At 71.2% G+C, this 7,831-nt stretch carries 9 protein-coding genes; 7 read left to right on the top strand and 2 right to left on the bottom strand.

All coding sequences use genetic code 11. The annotated features are described in order from the left end of the window. Positions 1 to 343: phosphatase domain-containing protein (locus SZN_RS33580; RefSeq protein ID WP_007503948.1), on the top strand; the 343-nt coding region annotated here is incomplete at its 5' end. 47 nt (positions 344 to 390) lie between these two features. Here SZN_RS33580 and SZN_RS33575 read toward each other — a convergent pair. Continuing rightward, the gene (locus SZN_RS33575; protein ID WP_007503946.1) at positions 391 to 933 is read right to left on the bottom strand and encodes a GNAT family N-acetyltransferase; all 543 of its coding nucleotides are present in this window, start codon (positions 931 to 933) and stop codon (positions 391 to 393) included. 197 nt (positions 934 to 1,130) lie between these two features. On the opposite strand from SZN_RS33575, the gene SZN_RS33570 reads away from it, so the two are divergent. The 6 genes from SZN_RS33570 to SZN_RS33545 all read left to right on the top strand — a co-directional run bounded on the left by SZN_RS33570 (position 1,131) and on the right by SZN_RS33545 (position 7,713). Then, entirely contained in the window at positions 1,131 to 1,925 is a 795-nt protein-coding gene (locus SZN_RS33570) for an SCO2525 family SAM-dependent methyltransferase (protein WP_043734468.1), read from the top strand. Positions 1,926 to 1,997: 72 nt separating this feature from the next. Then, positions 1,998 to 3,848: an SCO2524 family protein gene (locus SZN_RS33565; protein ID WP_007503942.1), complete on the top strand. Its 1,851-nt coding sequence runs from the start codon at positions 1,998 to 2,000 to the stop codon at positions 3,846 to 3,848. 3 nt (positions 3,849 to 3,851) lie between these two features. Next, the gene (locus SZN_RS33560) at positions 3,852 to 4,769 is read left to right on the top strand and encodes an SCO2523 family variant P-loop protein (RefSeq protein ID WP_007503939.1); all 918 of its coding nucleotides are present in this window, start codon (positions 3,852 to 3,854) and stop codon (positions 4,767 to 4,769) included. Continuing rightward, on the top strand, positions 4,766 to 5,746 hold the full coding sequence (locus SZN_RS33555) for an SCO2522 family protein (RefSeq protein ID WP_007503938.1): 981 nt from the start codon (positions 4,766 to 4,768) through the stop codon (positions 5,744 to 5,746). The genes SZN_RS33560 and SZN_RS33555 overlap by 4 nt, the downstream gene beginning before the upstream one ends. Before the next feature lies 1 nt (position 5,747). After that, positions 5,748 to 6,719, top strand: coding sequence for an SCO2521 family protein (locus SZN_RS33550; RefSeq protein ID WP_007503937.1), 972 nt, complete (start codon positions 5,748 to 5,750; stop codon positions 6,717 to 6,719). Between the two features lie 109 nt (positions 6,720 to 6,828). Further along, positions 6,829 to 7,713 (top strand): DUF6879 family protein, encoded by an 885-nt coding sequence (locus SZN_RS33545; RefSeq protein ID WP_244313466.1) that lies wholly within the window; start codon positions 6,829 to 6,831, stop codon positions 7,711 to 7,713. Here the strand turns inward: SZN_RS33545 and SZN_RS37965 are convergent. Beyond that, positions 7,697 to 7,789, bottom strand: coding sequence for a DUF397 domain-containing protein (locus tag SZN_RS37965; RefSeq protein ID WP_078509066.1), 93 nt, complete (start codon positions 7,787 to 7,789; stop codon positions 7,697 to 7,699). The genes SZN_RS33545 and SZN_RS37965 overlap by 17 nt on opposite strands. Between the last annotated feature and the right edge of the window lie 42 nt (positions 7,790 to 7,831).

The raw sequence follows: 7,831 nt of genomic DNA, 5'->3' as shown, positions 1-7,831 counted from the left end.
GGCGCCCGGCTTCGCGCTGTACCTGCTGGGCCGCCGCCCGCCCGGGGTGCCGTGGGAGTCCCGGTGGGTCCGCTGGCCCGACTTCCGCCTCCCGGCCGACCGGGCGGCGGCCCGCGCCGCCCTGCGCGAAGCCTGGGAGCGGGCCGCCGGGGAGCGGGTCGAGATCGCCTGCGGCGGCGGCCGGGGGCGTACGGGTACGGCGCTGGCGTGCCTGGCGGTCCTGGACGGCGTACCCCCCGGCCGGGCCGTGGACTTCGTCCGCCGCCACTACGACCGGCGCGCGGTGGAGACGCCGTGGCAGAAGCGGTACGTGCGCGCCTTCGGCCGGTCCGCTTCGGGCTGACCCGGTGTCAACTCCCGGGCCGGTACCGGGGATCGGCTCGGGCGGGACTACGCCGTGCCCGGTCCCGCCGCCCCCAGCGTCATGATCAGCCGGTCCTCCCCGGGCCCCAGGTAGTCCCGGTGCACGCGGCCGTCGGTCGCGAAGCCGAGGGTGCGGTAGAGCATGATCGCGGCGGCGTTGGCGGGCTCGACGGTCAGCCGCACCTCGTGCACCCGCTCCCGGCGCAGCTGCCGCAGCGCCTCCAGCATCAGCCGCCTGCCGAGGCCCCGGCCGCGCCGGTCGGCGCTGACGGCCAGGCTCAGCACCCAGCACACGTAACCGTCCGTGGTGGTCACGAAGAGCACGTAGCCGTGCAGGCACTCGCCGTCGTCGAGGACCAGGATGCGGTCCCCGTGCACGTCGATGTGCTGGCGCAGGACGAAGTACGGGTACGGCTCCTCGGGGAAGACCTCCCGGTCCACCCGGAGCAGTTCGGGCAGGTCCGCCTCGGTGACGCCCCGCATCGTCAGCGGCCGGTCGCCGACGCCTGCCACGAACGCCTGGTCGGAGCGGTGACCGAGGACGGGGAAACGCTCCTCCGGCACAGCCATCGATTGCCCCCTTTGTAAGGGAATGAAATCACTCGTGCGGGTGAGTGCTCTGCGCACCCCGCGTACCCCTTGTCCGCCGTTCTTGCTGCCGGACGGAGATCCGCCCATCTTGAGCAGGGCGATCCGGTGGTTCAAGAGTGCGAGGCGCTTATGCCTCGACGCGCTCCCGGTGCTCCTTCCTTTGGTACCGTGAGTGAATGACCCAGAGATCGTCGGGGGACGTCCGGCCGAAGAACGCAGATGTGCGCTGGGCGGCATTCGACCCGATCGCCTACGTCAATCACAACTACCGGCGCTTGCAGGCGGAGGACGCCGAGATCCTTCATCTGGTCCGGGATCATTTCGGCGAGCATTTCCGGAAGCAGGGGTTCGGTCCCGTTTCGGGTATCGACGTGGGCGCCGGTGCCAATCTCTATCCCGCACTGGCCATGCTGCCGTGGTGCGAGGACATCACCCTTTTCGAGCGCTCCCCGGCGAACGTCCGGTACCTGGCGGGCCAGGTCGACTCCTACGACCCCAACTGGGACCAGTTCTGGGACGTGTTGCGCGCCCACGAGTCCTACGGCTCCCTGGACGCGGACCCGCGGGAGGAGTTCCGCAGGACGGTCCGGGTGGAGCAGGGCGACATCTTCGACCTCGGCAGCCGCGAGGGCCGCTGGTCCGTCGGGACGATGTTCTTCGTCGCCGAGTCGATGACCGCCTCCCACCAGGAGTTCGCGCTCGGTGTCGAGCGTTTCCTGCGCGCCCTCGCCCCCGGCGCCCCCTTCGCCACCGCCTTCATGGAACATTCAACGGGCTATCACACCGGCGAGCATTTCTTCCCGGCATGTGACGTGGGAGAATACGAGGTGCGCGCGAGCCTCGAACCATTCGCGCGTGACTTCAAGGTGCAGCGTCTCGAATCCGCCGCCTCGGTACGCGACGGATATTCGGGAATGATCGTCGCCTATGGGTGGCGAGCGAATTCGGATCCGGCCGTTCCGGCCGGCTGACCAATGAGGCTTCACAACAGCACAGCGATATTCCGCAAGTGAGGGCAGTGCGGCCTGTGTGAGGGGCATGGGATGCAGATCAAGCCACGCCAGCATCTGCTGGACATCTGGCAGGCGGTCGCCCGCCACTCTTTCGACGGGGGAGAGTGGCAGTGGGGCGAATGGGGCAAGGAGAGCAGCGTCGCCGACGCGGAGTGGCTGCTCTGCCTGCTCTATCCCGCCACCGAGGTCGCCGCCTTCAGGCTCGACGACCCCGACACCACCCAGGAGGACGTCCAGCAGGCGCTGAAGAAGGCCGGCGGACGCCTGGACCTCCCGGCCAACCTCGTCACCGCCGCGGCCGACTTCATGCGGACGCACACCGGTGAGGACAAGAGGCCGACCTTCGCCGGGGGCAACTACTTCGGTGCCGCCGACAAGGACGGGGAACTCTCCGAGGAGCAGCGCCGGCTCGGCGTCGTGGACTCGTACTCGATGTCCATCACGCTGTGCCTGGCCACCCTCGGCTTCCTCAAGGTCTACGAGACCCGCACCCGGCGCGGCGACACCCGGGAGACCATCGCCGAGCTGCGCCAGGCCACCAGCAACCGGCTCAGCGCCGCCATGGTGAGCCTGCTGCGCTCCTTCGTCGTCAACGTCTTCGACACCGACTCCTCCCAGGGCCGCACCCTGGGCGAACTCCTCGGCCAGCGGCAGCTCTCCCAGCGCCAGGTGCTGAACAAGTTCCAGAACCGCTTCCGCGCCCTGCGCGCGGCGATCAACGAGAGCGTGTTCCTCGGCATCGACGTGCAGGAAGGTCTCAAGGACGAGAACCAGCTCTTCGAATGCGGCTGGGCGTGGACCATGGTCAAGGACGCCCCCGAGGTCCAGACCAGCGAACCGATCGGCCCCCAGCCGGACGGCGTCGCCAACGCCGTGCCGTACCTGTACTTCACCGTGGTCGCTCTCGACGGCATCCAGGACCTGTTCTCCGACCGCACGCTCACCCTGGGCCTGCTCAACACCGAGCAGCAGCGGCTCGCCGAGTCGCTGCGCCTGCGGTGGGAGCTGACCCAGCAGTACTGGTCCGGCATCGCCCGCTTCGACGCCGACCGCTGGCCCCTGGAGGACATCCCCTGGCGGACCACGGGACAGAAGCTGGAGTCCGAGTACTTCTCGCTGTCGGTGGCGGCCATCCTCGTGCACGACCTGATGCGCCGCCGGGCCACCGACGACGACCTCACCCGCACCGTCGGCGTCATGGAGCGGCTCGCCGAGCGCGGCCGCATCACCAGCCGCATGGTGCGCGAGGACCCGGTCGTCCACGAACTGCACAACACGGGCGTCGCCCTGCCGTTGCAGGGCAGTGAGCGCATCGGGCCGCCCATGACCTGGGCCCTGACCGACTTCTCCGCGCAACTGCTCAAGCGGACAGTCCAGTTGTGCACGCTCTCGCGCAACCTCGCCTCGCACGAGCGGCTGCTGCGCCTGGCCGAGGACGTCTTCGACCACATGTGGCGCCGCCGCATCCGGGACGGCGAGGGCGTCGGCCTGTGGGACAACGTCCACGCCGCCTATCCCGACGCGGAGATCCACAAGCGGCGCGCCCCGGTCTCCTGGAGCATCACCGAGCGCGTCGTCGAGGTCATGGTGCAGGCCACGGTCATGTACCGCCAGCCCCCGATCCGCAGCCTCGAACTCACCGAACTGGCAAAGGCGCTGCTCAGCGAGTCCGCCCATCTGCTCGGCAACGAACAGATGGAGCCCGCCCCCTCCGACGCCGGCCGGCACGGGATGCAGCTGCGCACCATCGAGGTCAAACTCCGCCGCGCCCGCCTCCTGGTGGACGACCAGCCGGGCACCGCCTACGCGTTGGCCCTCGACGTCCTGGGACAGCTCGACGCGCTCGCCCGCGCCCGCGAGGCCGCGGACCGGGGAGTGTGAGCCGTGCTGATCTTCTCGGCCTCCGACAAGGGGGGCACGGGCCGCTCGGTCACGAGCGCCAACCTGGCCTACCACCGGGCCATGGCCGGTGACGACGTCTGCTACCTCGACTTCGACTTCGGCTCGCCCACCGCGGCCGCCGTGTTCGACGTGGCCGACGCCCGGCAGGCCACCGAGGACCACGGCCTGCACGCCTACCTCACCGGAGAGGTCAGCGAGCCCGCCCGGATCGACGTCTGGGCCGAGACCGAGCACCAGGTGCTGCGCTTCCCGCCGCCCGGCTGCGGCCGGCTCGTGCTGATGCCCGGGGACGTCAGCGGCGGCGAGTTCGCCACCGGCGACGACCACCTGCGCCGCTGCGTCGACCTGTTGATGAACCTCCACCACGAGTTCGACCTGGTCGTCGTCGACCTCAGCGCCGGCCGCTCCTACGCCGTCGACATGGCCCTGGAGGCCACCGCACAGCCCGAGATGCGCGACGTCACCGCCCGCTGGCTGGTCTTCCACCGCTGGACCCGCCAGCATGTCGCGGCCGCCGCCGGCCTCGTCTTCGGCAAGCGCGGCATCCTCGCCGGGGGCGTCGAGCGCGGCCACGGCGAGGAGGCGCTGCGCAACGCGATCCGCTTCGTGCGGGCCGCCGTACCGGACCCCGAGTCGCCGCTGTGGTCGCAGGTCTCGCCCACCCAGTCCGCCTGGATGCGCAAGACCGACGGAGACCTCAAGCAGCTCGCCTCGACCCACGGCATCGGCTACAGCCAGGTCCTCGGCAGCGTGCCGCTCGAACCGGTCCTCCAGTGGCGCGAGCAGCTCATCACCGACGAGGACGTGCTCGACAGCCAGGTCGCCAACCAGGAGACCTGGCAGGCCCTGAGCAGACTCGCCGCCCGCCTCACCGACGACAAGCACTGGGAGCAGGCGTGACGGGGGCCGTTTTCCAGGAGACCACCGCGGAGCTGCGCACCCAGTCAGTCCCGCTGGCCCATCTCTCGCTGGAACTGGGCCACTTGTACATGGAGGACTTCGAGGCGGGCCCCGCGCGGCTGCGCGAGCACTTCGCCGAGGTGCGGATCTGGGCGGACGCCGTGCGCGCCTCGGCCGCCCGGCGCAGCAAGCGGCCCCGGATCAGCACCTGCTTCCTGGTCGACGACTACTTCACCCGCTTCTCCACCCCGGCCGAGCTGGTCCCCATGGTGCTCGCCGAGGCCGAGCGGGCCGGTCTCGTCATCGACTACCTGGCCCGCGAGTCGGCCTGCGCGGTCGCCGACCGGATCGAACTCGCCGAGTCCGTCACGCACCGCCTCGTCGAGTCCCCGCCGCCCGGCAGCCACGGCTCCCGCCCGCCCGTCAGCCGCACCGGCTGGCTCGCCAACGGCGAACGCACCCCCGCCGGGCCCCGCAGCGCGCTCGGCGAGGTCAAGGGCTGGCAGCCCCCGCAGGAGACCGCGGCCCGCAACCACTCGATCTTCATGGACGTGGAGCTGTGGTCCGAGCGGGACGGCCGGCGCCTGTGGTCCTGCCCCTTCCTGGCCGCCGTGTGGCAACTGGCGCGGCTCGGACTGCTGCGCCACCTCGGCGAGCCCGTGCTGGTCCCGGCGCAGTGGACGGGCACCGACTTCCCGCAGGACTGGGACCGGCTGCCGCCCCTGGTCAGGCTCACCGACACGGCCGCGGCCTTCAGCGCCTACCGCACCTGCACCCTGCTGCCGAACCGCTTCCTCGCGGTCGAGGACGCCGTACGGCTCATCCTGGACCAGACCGACGTCGACGCGGGCGCGCTGCGGCAGGTCGCCGAGCGGTCCGCCGCCGAGGGGATGCCGGTGCCCGCCGCGGTCGCCCAGCGCGCCGGGTACGTCTTCTACGAGGAGCCCGGCGGCTTCTCCGAGGCCGGGGAGACCTGAGATGACGGCGGTCCGCGGGCGGGGGGCGCGCACGGTCCTCGCCTGCGGCGAGGTGCGGACCTGTCTGCTGCCCTCGCTCCAGGCACTGGACGCGCGGGCCGCGGCCCAACTGCTCAGGCTGCGCGCCGACGTCCCCGTGCGGATCTCGGAGCGGCCCGTCCTGCACGCCCTGTCCCCCGAGGTCCTGACCGGCGTGGACTGCCGGCTGCCGACCGCCGACGGCTCCCGGGTCCGGGGCGTCGGCACGGTCACCGCCCGCGCCGCCCTGACCGAGGGCCGGCTGCTCCAGGCGACCGCCTGCTTCAGCCTCCCGGCCGCGGGACCCGACACCCGCCGCCCCTGGGGTCAGTACCTGGTACGCCCCGGACTCGTCGAGCCGTTCGGCAAGCTGCCCCGCCAGGCCACCGCCGCGGGCGTGCTGAGGGGCGCCGGGCGCGGTGAACTCGACCTCGGCATGATCTCCGAGGGCCTGCTCGCCCAGGTGCGCCGCCATCCGCTGCTGGACCGCCGGGTGCCCTTCAAGTCCGGCCCCACCCGGCTGCGCTGGGTCGCCTGGCGCACCCCGGCGGGGGAGCGGGCGGCCCTGGTGAACTTCACCGTGGCGGAGGGCGGGCTGCGCACGGTGGAGCTGCGGCTGCCCGAGGACGTCCCGGCCTCGGCCGCGGCCGGACTCTGCGAGGATCTCGCCCTGCACGACTGGCTTCTGACGACCGTTCAGCACCTGCTGGACAACAGCAGACTCGGCGCCGCGGACGGGCCGTCCGCGGTCGGGGCGCTGTATCCGGTCGTCGTGCATCTGCTGCACCTGTGGATGCCGCGCGCGCACGTGGACCCGGCACTGGGCCACCTGTGGGACGCGCTGGAGGACAGACCCGGCTTCTCCCGCCAGTGGGAGAACCTGAGCCGGCGCATCCGGGACCGACTGGCCCTCCAGGCCGTCGCCGTGCCGCACCAGGCGCTCGGTACGCGCTGAGGGGCGGCAACCGAACCGAACACCCGACGGGGGACAAGACATGAGCGGAGCGTCATCGTTAGGAGCGGGGAACAACAACGGGCACGCCGTGCCGCGCCCGGAACAGCGCATGTCCAAGCTGTTCTGGCGACTGCTGATCACCGCAGGCGCGGCCGTGGGGACGTTCCTGCTGACCAGTGTGCTCAACGAGGACGACGGGAACATCTGGCAGTGGACGGCGTCCATCGTCATCGGCAGCGCCACGCTGATCGTGCAGTACCTGGTGGACTTCGGGGAGCGGTTCGAGAAGGTCGACCGGCGCTTCGCGCAGATCATCGCCGCGACCGAGCTGTTCAGCCAGGTCGACGGGTCGGTGCTGCGCTCGGAGGAGGTCACCCGGCTCGTCCTCGGCTACACCAAGGTCCGTGAGCAGGGCGGCGACATCACGCAGGCGTTCGCCGAGAAGGAACTCGGGCGCCTGGCAAAGATGATGGAGGGGCTGGGCGGCGGCAGCGCGAACTGCCCCGGCGAGAACCACGAGTGGCTGATCGACCTCACCGACTGCGTCAAGATGACCCTCGACGCCACCAGCACGTCGGTGGACCGCGAGTTCTGGACCAGCGGCCCCGCCGCGCGCTACCTCGCCGCGCAGGAGAAGGCCATCAAGCGGCGGGGCGTGGAGATCCGCCGCCTGTTCATCGTGCGGACCGAGGACGAGGTCACGCCGGAACTCAGGGCACTGTGCGACGACCAGCGGCGCCGGGGCATCGACGCGCGGATCGCGGTGCGGACGCTGATGGAGTCCCACCCCAGGGTGAGCGACTTCATCGTCTTCGACAGCGAGCTGTGCCACGAGACCAAGCCGGACCAGGAGAACAACCCGGACAGCACCCTGCTGAGTGCCGAGCCGGACCACATCGAGGACCACATCACCCAGTTCGCCGACCTGTGGGCCGAGGCGGAGCGCCAGCAGACGACCGAGCCCGAGCCCGAGCCGGTCACCTCAGAGACGTGAGGAACGCGTCCCAGGCGGGGTTGGGGATCAGGAGGAGGGGGCTGTTCGCGGCGAGTTTGGAGTCGCGGACGGGGATGACGCCGGGGACTTGGGAGGCGACCTCGACGCAGGCTTCCCC

The organism is Streptomyces zinciresistens K42 (genome assembly GCF_000225525.1).
In the GTDB taxonomy this organism is placed as follows: domain Bacteria; phylum Actinomycetota; class Actinomycetes; order Streptomycetales; family Streptomycetaceae; genus Streptomyces; species Streptomyces zinciresistens.
This window is presented reverse-complemented; position numbering and strand designations above follow the sequence as displayed.

Coding starts and splice junctions, on each gene's coding strand:
- SZN_RS33550 (WP_007503937.1), top strand. CDS start 5,748: ATGACGGCGGTCCGCGGGCGGGGGGCGCGCACGGTCCTCGCCTGCGGC.
- SZN_RS33570 (WP_043734468.1), top strand. CDS start 1,131: ATGACCCAGAGATCGTCGGGGGACGTCCGGCCGAAGAACGCAGATGTG.
- SZN_RS33575 (WP_007503946.1), bottom strand. CDS start 933: ATGGCTGTGCCGGAGGAGCGTTTCCCCGTCCTCGGTCACCGCTCCGAC.
- SZN_RS33545 (WP_244313466.1), top strand. CDS start 6,829: ATGTCCAAGCTGTTCTGGCGACTGCTGATCACCGCAGGCGCGGCCGTG.
- SZN_RS33565 (WP_007503942.1), top strand. CDS start 1,998: ATGCAGATCAAGCCACGCCAGCATCTGCTGGACATCTGGCAGGCGGTC.